The following is an 18,860-nucleotide window of genomic DNA, read 5'->3' on the forward strand; positions in this document are numbered from 1 at the left end:
ATATCGCTAAATATACGACTATAGGTGCTAACGATTATTTGACGAAACCAGTTAAACTTAAATTACTGGTTAACATCATTCAGCAATTCTTGGCGTAAACTTTTATCCCAAATGTTTTTAAGTAACAAAATAGTTTATGGATACGCGATCGCTTTAGGTATTACCTGCTTAGGTACTGCAACTGGATTGTTATGGGGAAATTACCACCATCAAGAAGTATTACAAAAGAGTCAAAGCGTATCTCAAGATCGTAAATCTCTAAACACACTTCAATTAGACGTTCTCTATAATCTTCCTAACCAACAACTATATTCTTACCTAAAAGATTTAAAGAGCCTTCAACAAAAGAATTACCAATTGCTTGAAGCCATTCAAACAACCTTAAGTATAGTGGAAACTCATCTTGCTTCCAGAAAACTCTCGAATATAGAAGGATTAGAACCATTACTACAGGAGTATAAGGAGTTTCTAAAAACATTTAAGCAAGAATATCAGGATTTGCTCGATCGCTTAGACCAACTCACGTTGTCACCTAATGCATCGCCTAAAAATCTCATCGAAGCAGAATTAGAGCTAGTAAAGTTTTTTGAGAGTAAGAATTTTCTTCGTTTTTTTGAGTTTCCTGATCTCCTACCTCCTTTTGCTCAGATTGTATATCAACGGGAAAGAGAAATTGATTTGGCTCTCAGTCAAGCGAAAGTAGTTCGTCTTCAAATAGGGCTGACTAGTTTGTTATTGTCAATGGCGATCGCCGCTTTATTTATCAGGTATACTAGCCATGCGATCGCTATAGAACAAGCTCAAAACAACCAAAAGCTCCAAGATCAACTAATTGAGCGTCAACAAGCTGAAGCTAAATTACTCAAGAGCGAAACCCATCAACGCGCCATACTGAGTGCGATTCCCGACATGATCATTCGCATGAATCGAGAAGGCTTCTATTCAGAATTTGTTACCACTCCCAACTTTGTAGTGGTAGGTGTTTTAAAAGATCTTGTAGGAACGCATGTGTCTGATACGCTTCCTGCTGATGTTGTCACAAAACGCATGAATTATGTCCAAAGGGTATTTGAAACTAATTCCATGCAGGTATATGAACAAACCATCTTTATTGACGGCAGAGAACAAATCGAAGAGGTGCGAATTGTTCCCTATAGTGAAAATGAAGTTTTGTTGTTAGTTCGAGATGTTAGTGAACAACATATTGCCATGCGCGAACGTAAACAAGCTGAACTTGCTTTAGCTGCAAGTGAAGCCAAGAGTCGCGCCATGTTAGCTGCGATTCCCGATCTCATGTTCCGAGTTGGGGCTGATGGAGTTTACCGAGAATTTGTGACACAAAGTCGTGATTTTGCGATCGCTACTGCCAAGCTTGATCGAGCTGGCATGTCGATGGCGGAAGTATTGCCCGCAGATATTATCGAGCATCAATTTTACTATTTACTAAAAGCGTTAGAAACAGGGGAGCTACAGATTTATGAACAACAGGTTCAAGTGGGAGAGCGTTTGATCTATGAAGAGGTTAGAGTCGTTAAGAGCAGTGATGATGAAGTTCTATTTATGATTCGTGATATTAGCGATCGTAAACAAGCCGAACAGCAATTGCAACAACTTAATCAATTTCTAGAAGCCAAAGTCGAAGAACGCACATCGGAATTGCAAAAACGAGAAATAGAACTCCAAAAACTGTCAGAACGCCTTGCCCTATCACTAAAATCTGGAGCGATCGGCACTTGGGAGTTGGATATTGGGCAAAACACTTTGCGTTGGGACGATCGCATGTATGAACTCTTTGGCATCACAGGACAATCTGAGGTACTGAGAGTCAGTGAATTAAACCAAAATATAGCCTACGATATTTGGTCTAACGGATTACATCCTGATGATCGGATCTCAACAGAAACATTGATCCAGCAAGCTGTGTTAGGGAACGCCGAATATGATACGGAGTTTCGAGTCGTACATCCCGATCGCAGTATCCATTTTATTAAAGCCTATGGGATTGTGGTGCGTGATGATCAAGGTAATCCCCAGCGCATGATTGGAGTCAATTTTGACATTAGCGATCGCAAACAATCAGAAATGCAATTGCAACAAACCAACGAAGAATTGATCCGTGCAACAAGACTTAAGGATGAATTTCTCGCTAATATGAGTCATGAACTTCGCACACCACTTAATGCCATACTAGGTATGACCGAGGGCTTACAAGAGCAAGTCTTTGGTGATATTAACGAGCGACAGATTAAGGCTCTTCAAACTATTGAGCGTAGTGCCTCTCATTTGTTGGAGCTAATCAACGACATTCTTGATTTAGCCAAAATTGAAGCGGGGCAAATCAAATTAGACTGTGCTTCCACCTCTATCAGTCATCTCTGTCAATCCAGTGTAGCCTTTGTAAAACAACAGGCCTCGAAAAAACATATTCAATTGGATATAAAACTTCAGAGTAATCTGCCGCCGCTATTTATCGATGAACTCCGTATTCGCCAAGTTTTGATTAACCTCCTGAACAATGCTGTTAAATTTACGCCAAAGGGAGGACGAGTCACTCTAGAAGTTAAGCTGCCTCTGCATGTAGTTACTAGCGATCTCCCTTCATCACAATACTTACAAATTTCCGTAACTGATACAGGTATTGGCATTTCTCCCGAGAATATCCAGAGATTATTCCAGCCGTTTATCCAAATCGATAGTGCTTTAAATCGACAATACGAAGGGACTGGTTTAGGGCTTGCCTTAGTGAAGCGAATTGTTGCACTTCATGGTGGTAACGTAGGGCTAACTAGCGAATTGGGCATAGGTAGTTGTTTTACAGTTAATCTACCCTATGAATGTTCTTCTGAAATAGTTCTCAATAGTAAACCAGAGACAACTTTATTATTAAATAATCCAATCATCAAAGCAACTAATGGGAAATCGCCTCTAATTTTGTTAGTAGAAGATAATGAAGCGAATATTCTTACCATTTCTAGCTATTTAGAAGCTAGTGGTTATCGCATCCTCTTAGCAAATAATGGTGAAGAAGCGATCGCCTTGGCAAAATCTCACCAACCAGATCTGATTTTGATGGATATTCAAATGCCTGTAATGGATGGAATTGAGGCAACCCAACAAATTCGTCTTGAACCTAAATTGGTTTGTACCCCAATTATTGCGATGACAGCATTAGCTATGTCAGGTGATTGCGATCGTTGTCTAGCGGCGGGGGCGAATAAATACCTAAGTAAGCCCATGAAACTGAGACAATTAGAGAATGTGATTCAAGAGCTTTTAAATGCGAGGGTCGGAATCGATACTGCCACATAAGTTTTGCAGAGGACATAAAACTCTAATAAGTGAAAGCCATTTTCCGATTTTTGCGTAGTGCTTCGCACGACGCAAATGTCACTCTATAATGAAGGCAGTGCGAAGCGCCGCTTTCATTTAAATTGAATTCGATTATCATTACCAGAAAATAATTGCTGTGATTCTCGATTTTTTCATATGAATGAGGGTGTAGGGGGTAAAATAAGAAATAATTACTGACTTTTGCGTGTATTTCTTAGACTACACAATGTTATGTCTAACCCTAAAAATAGACTCACTGTAAGTGACCTAAGGTCAGCAAATGAACAAATGTTTATATCGCTGGCAGACTCTTTGCCTGTGGGTATGTATCATACTGACACTCTTGGTAACTGTTGCTATGTAAATGCTCGCTGGTGTCAAATTGCGGGGCTAACTTTAACGGAGGCGGAGGGATTTGGTTGGATCAATGGTATCCACCCTAGCGATCGCGAACTTGTGGCGACAGAGTGGAATAGTGCCGTCCAAGCAAATCGTCCCTTCCAACTAGAATATCGGTTTCAAAATAAAACAGGGAAAATTACTTGGGTTTACGGTCAGGCTGTGGCTGAATGCGATCAGGCTGGCAAAATTATTGGTTATATCGGTACGATTACAGATATTAGCGATCGCAAAGATGCTGAGCGAGCTTTGAAATTGCAGCGAGACTTTAATCACCTGATTGCGGAAATCAGCAGTCGATTTATTGATATTAGCCCAGACCAGCTAGATGCTGAGATTGATCGCTCCCTGCAACTGATTGGGGAAGCAACCAACTCAGACACGAGCTATTTGATCAAATTTTCTTTCGGAGGGCATGTTGACTCGCCGCTCCCCGATGGCACGGTAAGTATGACCAATGAATGGGTTAAGCCTGAATATCCTCGACAAATCTCCCTAGTGCAGAATGTGCCTTTATCCGCGTTTCCTTGGTGTAATGCCAAATTACTGCGACGAGAGATTGTGAATATGCCTAGAGTCAGCGAGGCTCCCATTGAGGCGGCGATCGACCAAGCCACTTGGCAAAGGTTCAACATTGTGTCAGCTCTATCGGTTCCTATAATTCAAAAATCTGTTGTTACAGGAACAATGGGATTTGCCTCATTTAGTAAAGTAGTAATTTGGGACGAGGAAATCATTAGATTACTGCAAATAATGGCACAAACCATTGCCAATGCCCAACAACGCGCCCAAGACAAGCAGCAGATATATGAAAGCGAAGAGCGGTTGCGTTTAGCGCTGCGAGCTGCCAAGCAAGGGCTTTATGATCTCAACTTACAGACTGGCGAAGCGATCACCAGTCTTGAATATGCCATGATGCTGGGCTATGATCCGACAACTTTTCAGGAAACTAATGCTCAATGGATTGAACGTTTGCATCCAGACGATCGCGATCGCGTTGCTAAGGTCTATCAAGACTATTTGGCAGGGACTGTACCAGAATACAAGGCAGAATTTCGCCAACTTACCCAGACAGGGGAATGGAAATGGATTCTCTCTCTTGGGAGCATTGTGTCCTATGATGAGGCAGGGCATCCCTTAAGGATGTTAGGAACGCACACAGATATCAGCGATCGCAAACAAGCAGAAGTAGAACGCTTGATTGCTGAGCAAGTTCGCCAAGAGTTAAACTTATTAGAAAGTATTTTTGATACCCTTCTTGCAGGTTATTGGGATTGGAATCTGCAAAATAATGAAGAATACCTCAGTCCTAAATTCAAAAAAATGTTTGGCTATGAAGATGAAGAGTTGCCCAATTCTCCTGAAACATGGCAACACCTGATCTTCGACGAAGATTTATCCGTAGTTCTAGAGTCCTTTGATCGTCATATCCAGACCCACGGTGAGACTCCATTTTGTAATGAAGTTCGATATCGGCACAAGGATGGCTCTACAGTTTGGGTAATTTGTTCTGGTCAAGTGATTAAATGGGACGAAAATGATCAACCTGTGCGAATGATTGGCTGCCATATTGATATTACTGATCGCAAGCGATATGAAGAACAGATGCGTAAGAGTGAGACTCATCTAAGAACTGCTCAGCGTATTGGTAAATTGGGCAGTTGGGAGTTTGATCCTTACAGTGAGCAGATTATTTGGTCGGATGAAGTATTCCACATTTTTGGTCGTGATCCAGCAATGGGAACTCCTAGTTTTGATGAACTCCAAGAGCAAATATATCCCGATGATCGCGCCCATCATCAGCAAGTAATCCAAACAGCTATTGCTACTACTCAACCCTATGACCTTGAAATCCGATTCTATCGCTGTGATGGATCATTAGGTTACTTGCTTACAAGGGGAGAACCGATCTTGGATGCTACAGGTCAATTAACGCAAATGATTGGTACAGTTCTAGATATTACCGATCGCAAACAAGCGGAGGCAGAATTACAAAACCTTTCCGATCGCCTGACCTTAGCCGTAAAATCTGGGGCGATCGCGATCTGGGATTGGAACGTTCCTGACAATATCTTGATTTGGGATGATCGCATGTATGAACTGTACGGCATTACATCCGATCAATTCCCAAGCGTTTATGAGGGGTGGGTAAGCAGCTTACATCCAGATGATCGCTCTAGAGCCGAATCAGCAATTCAACAAGCCTTGCTAGGCTCAAAGGATTACGATCCTGAATTTCGCGTGATTCATCCCGATGGCACGATTCGCTTCCTCAAAGCCTATGCCTTGGTACAGCGGGATCATCAGGGTAAGCCGTTGCGGATGATCGGCATTAACCTTGATATTACCGATCGCAAACAAGCGGAGGCTCAACTCATGCGTACAACGGCGCAGTTAGCTGCTTCTAACCGTGAACTAGAAGCTTTTGCCTATTCAGTTTCCCACGACTTGCGATCGCCATTACGGGCGATCGATGGCTTTAGTCAAGCTCTACTAGAAGACTATGGGGACAAAATCGATGCAGAGGGGAAAGACTATTTTGCTCGAATTCGCAGTAATGTAACTCGGATGGGGATGTTGATTGAGGACTTATTGCGTCTATCACGGGTATCTCGCTCGGAGATGCGATATAAACAAATCAACCTCAGCATGTTGGTTGCTGAGCAATTAGAAGAACTGCGAGCATCAGAACCAGAAAGACAAGTAGAAATTGTGATTGCTCCAAATGTATATATCCATGCTGATATAACCCTAATGCGGATGGTGATTAGCAACTTAATCCAAAATGCTTGGAAATTTACCAGTCGTCATGCCAGCGCGAGAATTGAATTTGGGGTAATTCCCTCTGAAAATAAACAAGATGGGCAATTTACCTGTTTTGTGAGTGATGATGGAGCAGGATTTGATATGAACTATGCCAATATGCTTTTTGGGGTTTTCCAAAGACTACATAACACTAATGAATTTACTGGGACGGGAATTGGGCTTGCCACTGTGCAGAGGATTATTCATCGGCATGGTGGACAGGTATGGGCAAAGGGGGCGATCGAGAAAGGCGCAACATTTTATTTCACCATACCTGACATCTCGTCTGGCTCTGTATCTAATTTATCGCTCGAAATAGGAGATTAAATCATGACTTTGCGTCCAATCATTCTAGTTGAAGATAATCCTGATGACGAAAAGTTAACAATTCGCGCCTTGCGACGTGGCAATGTTGCCAATGAAATTCTTGTCGCCCATAATGGTGAAGAAGCTTTAACAATGGTATTGAATGCTGATCCACTACCAAGTGTAGTCTTGCTAGATCTCAAGTTGCCGAAAGTGGATGGACTAGAAGTATTAAGACAGATCCGCGCTAATGAACACACACATTTATTACCTGTGGTGATGCTGACCTCCTCTAGTGAAGAGCGAGATATTATTGATAGCTATAACTTGGGTGCGAATAGTTATGTACGCAAGCCTGTGGAAATTGATAAGTTTATGGAGGCTGTGCGTCAACTAGGTCTGTATTGGGCTGTAATTAATGAAGTATACCCAAAGGTGGATAAGTTATGACTGACAACACCCTGACCCTAAAAGTATTAAATATTGAAGATTCTGAGGATGATGCATTGTTAGTCCAGCGAGAACTGCGTCGTTCTGGGTTTAACATTATCTGGGAACGGGTGGAAACAGCCGAAGCTTTGTGTGCTGCTTTGGAAAATCAGATTTGGGATGTAATTATTTCTGACTATCATTTACCCAAATTTAACGCCTCTGAGGCGCTCCAAATCGTTAAGAGTAGATGCCCCAATCTTCCTTTTATAGTGGTTTCTGGCACGATTGGCGAGGCTGCTGCGGTGGAACTGATGAAGGCAGGCGCTCATGATTACTTGATGAAAGGAAGTCTAGTACGACTGTCTGAAGCTGTGCGGCGAGAAGTACGAGATGCAGAAATTCGGGCAGAGCGTCAACGATCGCAGCTTGAACTGGATCTTGTCAAAGAACGTCTGCAACTTGCCGTTGAAGGATCAGGGATTGGGCTATGGGATTGGGGTATTCAAACTGATGAGGTGATTATTAATGAACGATTAGCCGAGATTTTTGGTTATACCCTTGATGAATTGGAACAATTTGGTACTAAAACTTGGTGGCAATTGAACCATCCTGAAGATTCGCAGAAAGCTAAACTAGCTATGGAAAGTCACTTCCAACAAAAAACTCTAGCTTATGAATGCGAATTACGGAAGCATCACAGGTCTGGGGCATGGGTTTGGGTATTGTTACGGGGTAAGGTGGTGGAATGGGATGTAGACGGCAAACCGCTACGAATGACAGGGACAATTCTCGATATTAGCGTTCGCAAACAGGCTGAATTGCGCGTGGAGATGCAAAACTCACTCTTAGAACTCATTGCTAAGGGGTATGCTTTGCCAGATATTCTAAATGCTTTGGTACTTGCAACGGAAGGTCAAATCGAAGAGGGAATTTGTTCTATTTTGCTTTGTAATCATGAAGGTAAGCTCCATCTTGGCGCAGCCCCTAATTTGCCCAATGCCTACAATCAAGCGATTGAAGGAATATCAATTGGACCGAAGGCTGGCTCCTGTGGTACAGCCGCCTTTCGCAAAGAGCCTGTGATTGTGTCTGACATTGCTACTGATCCGCTGTGGCAAGATTTTAAGGAATTAGCTTTAACCCATGGATTAAAATCTTGCTGGTCATTTCCTGCGCTCTCCAGTGATGGATCTGTCCTAGCCACTTTTGCTGTTTATCATCGAGATATTCATTTTCCGCAGCAGCGAGAGCTAGAAGTAATTGCCCTCGCTGCAAATATTGTCAAAATTGCGATCGAGCGCGAATCTGCTACCCAAGCCCTAGAGCAGTTAAATCGAGAATTGGAAGATCGGGTGGAACAACGCACTCAGGCTTTGCAGCGGAGTGAAGCTCGGTTGCAAGAAGCTCAACAAATTGCCCATCTTGGTAGTTGGGAGCTAGATGTAATCACCAAAAAAGTTACTTGGTCAGAGGAAATTTTCAACATTCTTGCCCTTGATCCCCATAGCCCTGTACCAACCTTTGATCAATTTTTTCAATAGACCTCTTGCAGAACTGAAAATTAATCCAGAGCAGAGAAAGTTTTAGAAGCAACAAGAGCGACTTCAAAGTTATAAATGGCAGCAATCAAATTACAACGCAAACCAAAACGACGACGACGATTACGATAAGGTAAAGAGAGAATCTTAAAAATCTTCAAGCGACGATTAACATGCTCAATCGCAATACGTTGACGTGCAAGTTGGCGATTACAACGCTTATCTTCCTTGGATAATGAGCCATTTTGAGGCTTTTTGATAGGAATTTGCGAGTTAGGATGCAACTTTTGTAAGCCTTGATAACCCTTGTCTGCCAAACCTTGTGTCTGTGCGTGAAAATGAACTCCACTTGCCTTGAATAATGAGAAATCATGCTGCTTGCCCTTACCGTAAGCGGTACAAACTATCTTGAAATTAGTCAGATCGACCACCAATTGGGCTTTGAGGGCATGATGCTTTTTCTTACCGCTATAAAAATGTTTCTGGTGATATTTAGGGCGCTCAACCTTTGTCTCAGTTACATCAATGGCAATTATGGCTGGAGCCTTCTCCTGCCACAATGACTTTTTTCCTGCTAACCGAAACTTTTTCGATTTAATTAAGACATTTTCTACTTTTTTGACGATGCGGCAAATCGTCGATTCTGACACTTCCCAGTCGCTAGCAATATGAAAATAGGTGCGATATTCACGCCAATACTGCAAAGTAACCAATATTTGGTCTTCTAGACTTAGCTTTGGTTCTACACCACCTTGTCCTTTGCTTTGGGCTGCTTGTTGCATTAGCTCCGTCATTTGCGCAAATGTTTCTCTTCTTACCCCAAATAACCGTTTAAATTCTGTCGCTGATAGATTTTGACTGGCTTCGTATTTCATCGCTTAATTTGAGATCTGATAAAAAGCTTATAAATCTAACATGTTTTTGGTTCTGCAAGAGGTCTAATTTTTTGCCCCCCATGAGCAAGAACGTTTAAAACTACTGCATGAACGCGCAATTAATGACCGACAGTCCTTTACCATTGATGCTGAAATTATCTGTGCTGATGGCTCCATTGGTTATATTTTTGTTAAAACTGAGCCAATCTGGAATTCTGCTGGAAAAGTGACTCGACTGTTGGGCATTGCTATGGATATTAGCGATCGCTATGCCATGCAAGAAGCACTCCAACGCAGTGAAGAACGTACTCGCGCTACCCTCTTAGCATTGCCAGACCTCGTATTTCGAGTTGACCGTGCGGGTAGATATGTCGATTTTATGGTGTCACCTCAAGGTAAAAACCTCGTCGATCCCCAACAAATAGTTGGTAAAAGTATTCATGAAGCCTTCCCCATGCCTACTTCGGGTACTTATGCAGAACGCAAATATGCAGCGCTGCAACAAGCCCTTGCCACTCAGACTGTGCAAATTTATGAGCAGCAGATTCAGATTGAAGGACGATATATTTATGAAGAGGTGCGCGTTGCTCCCTGTGGAAATGATGAAGTAGTTTTTTTTGTGCGAGATATTAGCGATCGCAAACAGGCTGAGGCTCAACTGCAACAAACCAATCAAGAGTTAGCCCGTGCGACGCGACTTAAGGATGAGTTTTTGGCGAATATGAGTCATGAACTTCGCACCCCTCTCAATGCAATTTTGGGAATGGCTGAGGGATTACAAGAAGAAGTATTTGGGAAAATTAGCGATCGCCAGCTCAAAGCATTACAAACCATTGAGTCTAGTGGAACTCATTTATTAGAACTGATTAACGATATCCTTGACGTTTCTAAAATTGTATCTGGGCAAATTGAACTGGATTGTGCGCCCACTTCAATTAATCATCTCTGTCAAACTAGTCTGGCATTTGTTAGGCAACAGGCGCTCCAAAAGCGAATCCAGATCCGCACCAAGTTCCCACGAAATTTACCTGATCTACTAGTAGATGAACGACGCATCCGCCAGGTATTGATTAATCTTTTGAATAATGCTGTCAAATTTACGCCAGAAGGTGGAAGTATTAACCTAGAAGTTAACCGACTCCAGTTGATTTCTTCTTTTCCAGATCAAACTAACGAGGAGGTGACGGAATACTTGCAAATTTCGGTGATTGATACAGGCATTGGTATTGCTGCAGAAAACATCCAGAAACTATTTAAGCCTTTTGTGCAGATCGACAGTGCGTTAAATCGTCAATATGCAGGTACGGGGTTGGGGCTTGCCCTAGTGAAACAGATGGTAGAACTACATGGTGGCAAGGTGGGGGTAACTAGCGAACTGGGGGTAGGTAGTTGCTTTTCTATTGAGTTACCCTGTGTCCCCAACACGACCTATGCCTCTGAACTGGTTTCTAGAAATCAAACATCCGAGAGTAGCGACTTAGACTCACCAACTGTTTTCAAGTCTCAAGATCCCCTGATCTTGATCGCTGAAGATAACGAAGCCAATATCATGACAATTTCTAGCTACCTCATCGCCAAAGGGTATCGTATTGTGTTAGCTAAAAATGGAGAAGAGGCAATTTCTATAGCACTGACAGCAAAACCTGATTTAATTTTGATGGATATTCAAATGCCAGTAATGGATGGGCTAGAAGCTATCAAACAGATCCGCCAAATTCCTATGTTAGTTAATGTTCCGATTATTGCGTTGACGGCTTTGGCAATGACTGATGATCGCGATCATTGCCTAACCGCAGGAGCTAATGAATATATCGCTAAACCTGTTAAGCTAAAGCAACTGGCGGCTACTATCCATCAACTTTTAGCGACTTAACGAAGATAGGCAATGAATTTAGCATCTGTTTTAATCATTGATGACGAAGCTGATAATTTTGACGTGATTGAAACTATCTTGGGCGATCAAGATTACCTGTTACATTATGCTGCTAGTGGACAAGATGCGATCGACTATCTCGATACATTTCAGCCCGATCTAATTTTGCTAGATGTGATGATGCCAGTTATGGATGGCATTGAAGTGTGTGAACGGATTAAAGCTTTACCTAAATGGCAGGCTGTGCCAATTATTATGGTTACGGCTCTTCACACTAAGGAAGACCTAGCAAGGTGTATGAATGCGGGAGCCGATGACTTTATCAGCAAGCCCTTAAACTCTTTGGAGTTCCGAGCAAGGATAAGTTCCATGTTACGCATTAAGGAGCAGCATGATCGGTTAGAACGCGCTAATGCTCTAATCCATGCACAACTTGAAGCTAGCCTAGAGGGAATTATTGCGGTAGATGAGCAGGGACGGTTAGTCGCACATAACCAAAAAATATGTGAAATATGTGATATTAACGCTATTACATCTGAGGCAAATCATCAAGATTTACCGCTTTTACCACTACTGCAATCGGCTAATTCTCCCCAAGCCATTACTCAAATCTTGGAAGAAACCTATGATGACCCAGAGCAAGTGACTCATGGGGAGATTGTCATTAATCAACTCACCTATGAATATTTTAGTAGTTCTGTAACTTCTCCTAATGGTCGGTTTTGGGGATTTGTCTGGCGATTTCGTGACATTACCGAGCGCAAGCAATACGAAACTAATCTCCAAAAATCTAAAGAAGTTGCGGAAGCCGCATTAAGGGTTAAGTCGGATTTCTTAGCGATGATGAGTCATGAAATTCGTACCCCCATCAATGGAGTTTTAGGGATGACGGAGCTATTAGCGACAACTTCCCTCGATTCAGAACAAAATAAGTTTGTTCAATCTATTCAAACTAGTGGCGAAATACTGTTAACAGTCATTAATGATATTCTCGATTTCTCCAAACTTGAATCCCAAAAACTCTTACTAGAGCATCTACCAATTGATGTACATGGAATTATTGCTGATACCTGTGCGCTTCTGAGTCAGCAAGCGGAATCCAAAGGAATTGGATTAGATTTCCAGATTGATCCGCAAACACCTGCCTATATTCTTGGTGATCCCATCAGGTTACGGCAAATTTTGCTAAATTTAGCAAATAATGCGGTCAAATTTACTCATCAAGGGGCAGTAAGACTTGCTGTATCTGTATCTCCAGCCCTTTCTTCACAGAACGAGAAAGAAGTGACATTACTTTTTGAGGTACAGGACTCAGGAATCGGACTTTCTCCAGAACAATTGCTTAAGCTATTTCAACCTTTTACCCAAGCCTCGATCGCAACAGCTCGTCATTATGGGGGCACAGGTTTAGGGCTAGTGATTTGCCAAAAACTTGTACAGATGATGGGAGGGAGAATTTGGGCGGAAAGTTCTCTAGGTAATGGCTCTAGCTTTTTCTTTGTTTTGCCAGTCTCAGTTACCGATGAACGTCCTCAATCGATGACTCCCTTGGAGGGGAGAACGATGTTGCGCTATGCTAAGCCCGTTAGTTCTGAGCTAGCGACTCAACTACCTCTAAATATTTTGGTTGCCGAGGATAATTTGATCAACCAAGAAATGGTTTTAGCAATGCTCAGTAAAATGGGTTATGCACCTGTAATTGTCAACGATGGTATTGAAGCTCTAGAAGCAATTAAAAGTAGTACATTTAATATTGTGTTCTTAGATGTGCAAATGCCACGTTTGAATGGACTGGAAACGGCTACCTATATTGTGGAGGACTGGGCAAAACTATCAACTAATCCATCACGTCCGATTCTAATTGCGATGACAGCTAGTGCTATGCAAGGTGATCGCGAAATGTGTTTAGAAGCAGGAATGGACGATTATATCAGTAAGCCAGTTTCTTTTGAAACTTTACAAAGAATCATTGAGCGTTGGGGTAATCTTCCTAAAGGAATTGAAGTCCAACAATCTACACCGCAATCAAATAACGACTTTGATGATCATGCGCTTCAGGAAATTGAGAAGGTTTCCTTAAATTTGCCAAAACGGATGATCAATATATTCTTATACGAAGAATGTCCAGTTCTCTTAGCAAAGTTGCATCAAGCTATCTTAGATCAAGATGCTTCGCAAATAGAATATGTGGCACATACCTTAAAGGGAAGTAGTAGAATGCTTGGAGCTAAAGCTTTCTCTGAAATTTGTTTTGCATTGGAAGTTGCTGGGCGTAATCATCAATTAGATGGTAGCGATCGCTTAGTTGCCGAGATTGATCAAAGTTTTCCTTTAGTTGTTGCTTATCTAGAGGATTATCTGGCTAAGAATTCTTCATGATAGTTAGCACAAAGCATCGCCCATGATGCTTTCTAGATCAGAAATTAAAAAATTATTGTTTAGGTCTTCAGGTTGTTTAAAGTAAAGCGATGAAAAATATATTTTCAATTTTAGTTGTTGATGACGAGCCTAATAATTTTGATGTAATTGAGGCTCTCCTGAGCGAATATAACTACGAATTACATTATGCGGCTAATGGTAAAAGTGCGATCGCTAGTCTTACCGCATTTCAGCCCGATCTGATTTTGCTGGATGTGATGATGCCAGAAATGGATGGCATTGAGGTCTGTAAATGGATTAAAGCCAGCGAGTTATGGCAAACTGTGCCGATCATTATGGTGACAGCGTTAAGCTCTAAGACTGATATGGCTAATTGCCTGAATGCTGGAGCCGATGATTTTATTAGTAAGCCAATTAATAGTATTGAACTGCGCGCACGGGTGCATTCAATGCTGAGAATCAAGCAACAATATGACAATATCCAAACTCTATCCCATATCCAAGCCAACACGATTAATATTCTGGAAAGCACTCTCAATGAATTGCGTGGTACGTTAGCGACAAGAATGTCCCATGAGCTAAATACACCCCTCAATGGCATTATTGGCACGATCTCCATGCTGAAAGAAGATATCGAAAGTATGGATATTGCCGAAATCCACGAAATGCTGGGTTGGGCTGACGAATCAGCAAGGCGTTTAGAAAGTTTAACCAAAAAGTTTTTGATCTACTTAGAACTTGAAGTTTCTCCTAGTCGGCAAGAGTCATTTAAAGTAGCGCATACTAAATTCTCTAGGGATATGATGGAATCTTCGCTAAAATCTTATGTTAAAGATCTTAAACGTAGTGATGATCTCCAATTTGACCTTGAGGAAGCAGAGATTGCCCTATCGGATCGCTACCTTTTGACGATTCTCCATGAGTTGATTGATAATGCGGTGAAGTTCTCCACAGCAGGGACAATGATCAAAATTAGTAGTCAAGTGGTAGAAAACATGTTTAATTTGTCAGTAAAAGATTTAGGTCGGGGCATGACCGAGGAGCAAATTAATCGTATTGATGCCTTTGTGCAGTTTGAGCGTAAAACCTATGAACAACAAGGCATTGGCTTGGGCTTAAGAGTTGTCAAAAAAATCGTTGAACTCGCTGGGGGCAATTTTTCCATTACTAGCATTTATCAACAGGAGTCAACAGTAAATATTGCATTACCTCTCTATCCAAGGTTATAGCCTTGCGCCTTTCTGAAAACACCCTTCATAAACTTATGTTTACTTTTGCCGATCCCTTTGCCCATCTATCGCTAACGTCCATAATCACTCTCGACCCTCCTGTTGTGGAGCCTGAGATGACGGTGATGGAAACGATCTCGAAAATGCATAGAGAGAAAGTAGACTATTTGCTAGTGGTCGAAAGGGGGCATCTGTTGGGCATTTTCACCCGTCGAGATGTCGTCAGACTGATCGTCCAACAACAGCCCCTGCATAATTTAATGATCAGAGAAGTGATGACTTCTCCCGTAGTTAACTTGCAAGAGTCAGCTTTTAGGGATGCGTTGGCGGCAAATAATTTATTGCAAAAATATCAAATTAGTCAGTTGCCAATTGTTGATGCCAGCGATCGCCTTGTGGGGGTAGTAACTTCCGAAAGTTTGCAACAATATGAGGCTAGCCAACAGGCGATTGCAAGCTGTTTGCAGTTAATGCAAGAGTTAACCTCTTTTAAAATTGGACTTGACCAAGCGGCACTCGTAGCAATTACCGATGTTAAAGGTGTAATTACCTATGTCAATGATCAGTTTTGCGAGGTTTCAGGCTACTCTCGTGCGGAACTGATGGGAAAGACCCATCGCCTTATTAAATCTGACTATCATCCCCCTGCCTTTTTCCAAGATCTGTGGCAAACAATCTCTAATGGTCAGGTTTGGCGAGGTGAAATTTGCAATCGCGCTAAGAATGGCAGTCTTTATTGGGTTGATAGCACTATCGTTCCTTTTACAGACAGTCAAGGTCGAGCGCAGCATTATCTGGCGGTTCGGATTGACATCACAGCCCGTAAACTTGCCGAAGCTGCTTTAAAATCAAGTGAAAACCGTTTCCGTCGAGTTTTTGCATCTAACATTGTGGGGATGATGTTTACCGACTTTAGCGGCCAGATTACCGATGCGAACGATCGCTTTTTAGAACTGCTCGGTTACAGTCGCGAAGACTTGATCGCCAAGCGGGTTAATTTGGAAACTATTACTCCTGCTGAATATCTGCCAAGCGACCTCCATGCACTCCAGAATCTCAAGCTTAGTCGCGTAATTGCACCTTGGGAAAAAGTCTACTATCACAAGGATGGACATCTAGTCCATGTGCTGATTGGGGTGGCGATGCTCTCTGAGAAGGATTGCGTTTGTGTGGTGGTTGATATTAGCGATCGCAAAGAAGCTGAGGCAATAATTCGCCAACAAGTAGAACGGGAAACACTTCTCCGCGAAATTACCCAAAGGATTCGTCAATCTCTTGATCTTCAGACGATCTTTGATACAGCCTGTCAAGAAGTACGCTTAGCGATTCAGTCTGATCGGGTTGGTATTTTCAAATTTGATCCTGAATCTCGTTTTGATGATGGCAAATTTATTGCCGAATCGATGGGAGAAGGTTTTGTCTCAACAATGTCAATTCCTGTCCATGATCATTGCTTTGGAGACAAATATGCCTCCCTCTACCTTAAAGGTAGATATGCCGCTATGTCAGACATTTATCAATTACCAGATCAGTGTCATACGGATGTCCTCGCCAAGTTTCAAGTGCGAGCAAATCTGGTAATGCCTTTGTTTTATGGTGAGCAGCTATGGGGATTGCTCTGTGTCCATCAGTGCAGTTCGTCTCGTCACTGGACTCAATCAGAGATTAACTTCACGCAGCAAATTGCGATCCAATTGGGAAACTCTCTGCAACAAGTGAGTTTATATGAAACAGTTCAAACTGAATTACAGATTCGTAGACAAGCAGAATTAAAACTGCGACAAAGAGCTGAACAGTCAAAATTACTGCAAGCAATTACTCAACGGATTCGATCCACTCTGAATCTGGATGAGATTCTCAAAGTTACTGTGGAAGAAACTCATCAGGTCTTGAACTCAGATCGAGTGTTGGTCTGTCGAGTTTTTTCTGACAAAACAGTTGTTGTGATTGCTGAATCAGCCTCATCTCAATGTCAGTCAATTTTAGATATTACTTTTTCTGAAGAGGTTTTTCTACAGGTAAATTACGATCACTATGTCCAAGGAAGAATATTTGTTCTCAGAGATCGCGAAACTGAAATGCTTGATACTTCACCATATTTAGTCGAATTTCTTGAGGGAATACAAGTCAAAGCTGCACTCATTGTTCCGATCATTCAAAATGACACCCTCTGGGGATTGCTGATTGCTCATCAATGCGATCATCCGCGTGATTGGCAATCATGGGAGATCAATCTACTCCAACAAATTGTTAATCAGTTAGCGATCGCTATTCAACAAGCTGATTTATTTAAACAGTTGCAGCAGGAGCTTAGGGATCGGCAACAAACACAGCAACACCTCACCGAAATCAACCAACGACTAGCAGTCTCGAATGAAGAACTTGCTCGTGCTACCCGACTCAAAGATGAATTTTTGGCTAACATGAGCCACGAACTCCGTACCCCTCTTAATGCCATTCTGGGAATGACGGAGGGAATGCAAGAGCAAGTTTTTGGTAAAATCTCTAATGCCCAAATCAAGGCTCTCCAGACGATTGAGCGTAGTGGTTCTCACTTGCTAGAACTGATTAATGACATTCTTGATGTCGCCAAAATCGAATCAGGACAGATTGAGCTAGAATACTCCACTATCTCTGTGGACGCTCTCTGTCAATCCAGTCTCACCTTTATTAAACAGCAAGCTCTCAAAAAATCGATCCAACTAGAAACAAAACTGCCCACCAACTTACCTGAAATAAATGTTGATGAACGGCGTATTCGTCAGGTTTTAATTAACCTACTAAATAATGCTGTCAAATTTACGCCAGATGGTGGACATATCACCTTAGAGGTTAGCTGCCAGCCTTTCTCTGCTCAAGATGCTCCTGATTTTACTCCTGTGGATAACCCATTAGCATTAGGCTTAAATAGCTATCTCTACATTGCCATACGTGATACAGGCATTGGCATCGCTCCAGAAAATATCAGTAAGCTGTTTCAACCCTTTATCCAAATTGATAGTGCACTTAATCGACAATATCAGGGAACAGGGTTGGGGCTGGCGCTAGTAAAACGGATTGTGGAAATGCATGGCGGTAAGGTAATGCTGTCTAGTGAATTGGGTGTGGGCAGTTGTTTCACGGTGATCCTTCCCTGTGCAGAGTTAGCCTCATCACCTGTATCGGCGGCTATGGAATATCAGGCTGAAGAAATGAGCTGTGAATCTTTTCAGAGTCAGCAACCTCTTCCTCTGATTTTGCTAGTCGAAGACAACGAAGCCAATATTATTACAATATCTAGCTACTTAACGGCTAAGGGCTATGTCATTGTTTTAGCGAATAATGGCGAGGAGGCGATCGCTTTAGCCCAGTCATCAAAACCTGATTTAATTCTCATGGATATACAAATGCCAGTGATGGATGGATTAGAAGCAACGAGACTGATTCGCCAAATTCCTAGCCTCGATCATGTTCCCATAATTGCTATCACAGCACTAGCCATGGAAAATGATGTAGAGCGTTGTCTTGCCGCAGGGGCTAATGATTATTTAAGTAAACCTATTAAGTTGAGGCAATTAACAAAAATGATTCAACAATTTTTAACCCCCGATTCTTATAACTCTGTACGCTCCAACCAAGAAAGTTTTTGAAAGTGTTGAGAATCAACACTTTCAAAAACTTTCTTGGTTGGAGCGTCTGATCGTTAATTGCTGTC

Annotated in this window: 8 protein-coding genes and 1 pseudogene; 8 read left to right on the plus strand and 1 reads right to left on the minus strand. The window is 42.0% G+C overall.

Translation table 11 applies throughout. The features are described from left to right. Nucleotides 1-111: 111 nt before the first annotated feature. The 4 genes from ABM313_RS21820 (at nucleotide 112) to ABM313_RS21835 (ending at nucleotide 8,813) form a co-directional block, all read left to right on the plus strand. Nucleotides 112-3,309: an ATP-binding protein gene (locus ABM313_RS21820; protein WP_434685227.1), complete on the plus strand. Its 3,198-nt coding sequence runs from the start codon at nucleotides 112-114 to the stop codon at nucleotides 3,307-3,309. Between the two features lie 309 nt (nucleotides 3,310-3,618). Beyond that, nucleotides 3,619-6,861 carry a PAS domain-containing protein gene (locus ABM313_RS21825; RefSeq protein ID WP_434685228.1) on the plus strand — a complete coding sequence of 1,081 codons (3,243 nt, stop codon included), beginning with the start codon at nucleotides 3,619-3,621 and terminating at the stop codon, nucleotides 6,859-6,861. A gap of 3 nt (nucleotides 6,862-6,864) precedes the next feature. After that, entirely contained in the window at nucleotides 6,865-7,290 is a 426-nt protein-coding gene (locus tag ABM313_RS21830) for a response regulator (protein ID WP_434685229.1), read from the plus strand. Beyond that, nucleotides 7,287-8,813 carry a PAS domain-containing protein gene (locus ABM313_RS21835; RefSeq protein WP_434685230.1) on the plus strand — a complete coding sequence of 509 codons (1,527 nt, stop codon included), beginning with the start codon at nucleotides 7,287-7,289 and terminating at the stop codon, nucleotides 8,811-8,813. The genes ABM313_RS21830 and ABM313_RS21835 overlap by 4 nt, the downstream gene beginning before the upstream one ends. 20 nt (nucleotides 8,814-8,833) lie before the next feature. Here ABM313_RS21835 and ABM313_RS21840 read toward each other — a convergent pair whose 3' ends face one another. Next, nucleotides 8,834-9,685, minus strand: a complete 852-nt coding sequence (locus tag ABM313_RS21840; protein ID WP_434684046.1) for an IS5 family transposase — start codon at nucleotides 9,683-9,685, stop codon at nucleotides 8,834-8,836. Between the two features lie 85 nt (nucleotides 9,686-9,770). On the opposite strand from ABM313_RS21840, the pseudogene ABM313_RS21845 reads away from it, so the two are divergent. The 4 genes and pseudogenes from ABM313_RS21845 to ABM313_RS21860 form a co-directional block, all read left to right on the plus strand. Beyond that, nucleotides 9,771-11,558: pseudogene (locus tag ABM313_RS21845) on the plus strand (PAS domain-containing hybrid sensor histidine kinase/response regulator); the annotation flags it as partial. 12 nt (nucleotides 11,559-11,570) lie between these two features. Next, nucleotides 11,571-13,937 (plus strand): response regulator, encoded by a 2,367-nt coding sequence (locus tag ABM313_RS21850; protein ID WP_434685231.1) that lies wholly within the window; start codon nucleotides 11,571-11,573, stop codon nucleotides 13,935-13,937. Between the two features lie 89 nt (nucleotides 13,938-14,026). Next, nucleotides 14,027-15,166 (plus strand): hybrid sensor histidine kinase/response regulator, encoded by a 1,140-nt coding sequence (locus ABM313_RS21855; protein WP_434685232.1) that lies wholly within the window; start codon nucleotides 14,027-14,029, stop codon nucleotides 15,164-15,166. 35 nt (nucleotides 15,167-15,201) lie between these two features. Next, the gene (locus tag ABM313_RS21860) at nucleotides 15,202-18,795 is read left to right on the plus strand and encodes a GAF domain-containing protein (RefSeq protein ID WP_434685233.1); all 3,594 of its coding nucleotides are present in this window, start codon (nucleotides 15,202-15,204) and stop codon (nucleotides 18,793-18,795) included. Nucleotides 18,796-18,860: the final 65 nt, after the last annotated feature.

Source organism: Pseudanabaena minima str. Chao 2107 (assembly GCF_051131155.1).
Lineage (GTDB): Bacteria > Cyanobacteriota > Cyanobacteriia > Pseudanabaenales > Pseudanabaenaceae > Pseudanabaena > Pseudanabaena minima.